The organism is Halococcus sp. AFM35 (genome assembly GCF_051195015.1).
Taxonomy (GTDB): domain Archaea; phylum Halobacteriota; class Halobacteria; order Halobacteriales; family Halococcaceae; genus Halococcus.
In genome coordinates, this window is record NZ_JBNTJU010000099.1 from 1 (window position 1) to 1,039 (window position 1,039).

Consider the following 1,039-nt stretch of genomic DNA (forward strand, 5'->3'; position numbering starts at 1 on the left):
TTCGGGAGATACGTTTTCGCCAGCGGTCATACCGGTCCAACGGGTTCGTTCCTTAAGAATATTCAGCCGTCAGTATATCCGATCGACGAGCACGGCGAGCGTGTGTCGAGCACGGACCGTGCGGTCGGATACGAGGCGATTTTGGATGGCCCGGCGTCATTGTTCCGGCAGTCGCGCAAGTACGGCATCCGGATGGCGAATTTTCTACCCGCGCTGCCCCACTGCGAGCGGTGGGAGCTCGTTGGGAAAATTCTCACCGACGAGTCAGCCAACGAAACACGAGAACTGACGCTCGGTCAGACGACGGGACTCCAAACACACTACAGCGGTGGCAGCCAGTTCGACAGCGACCTCGAACGAACGCTCGCCGACAAGTGGGACCGGGCGAACACGGAGTGGGAACTGGTCCGCGAGGATGACGTGATCGATCTGGGAGCGGAGGTGCTGTTGCCGGACTTCGCGCTCGAACATCCTGATGGCCGGCGGGCGATTCTGGAGATCGTTGGCTTCTGGACGCCTGAATATCTCGATGAGAAACTCGCCAAGATCCGCCAAGCCGACGTCGATAATCTGCTGTTAGCGGTGTCCGAAGAATTGGACTGCACGAGCGAAGACATCGATCTCGGGACTGAGCGACTCCTTTGGTTCAAGACTGGCATCCACGTCTACGATGTGGTCGACCTCGCAGAGAAGTATGCAGTTCAGGCAGCTCCTGCTGGCCCTTGAGCAGCGACAGCCTCTCCGCAACTGACGAATGGCACCTACCCTGAGAGGCAGAGAACCCTCCAGAACCCTCATTCCAACTCAACCCGAATGGCTGCACATGCTCAATAGTCTACCTTCGCGTCCGCTTACCCAGGCTGAGTTGGATGCACTGTCGGCGGGTGAGACGATTGAGGTAGCCTATCCTGCGACTCCGGAGAGCATCCAAGAAAACGATGAGGATCAGCACCTCATCTTTGGGCTCTGTTGAATCGCCATAAGGCGATGGAATTCACTGTTTCACTGCTCGTTTGATGTTGTAGACGATACACATCAG

General features: G+C 57.1%; 1 protein-coding gene. It reads left to right on the forward strand.

What is annotated here, in order from left to right; genetic code table 11:
- Positions 1–726 (forward strand): DUF790 family protein (locus tag ACQUQO_RS18240; RefSeq protein WP_435080076.1); only part of this gene is annotated, 726 nt, incomplete at its 5' end.
- Between the last annotated feature and the right edge of the window lie 313 nt (positions 727–1,039).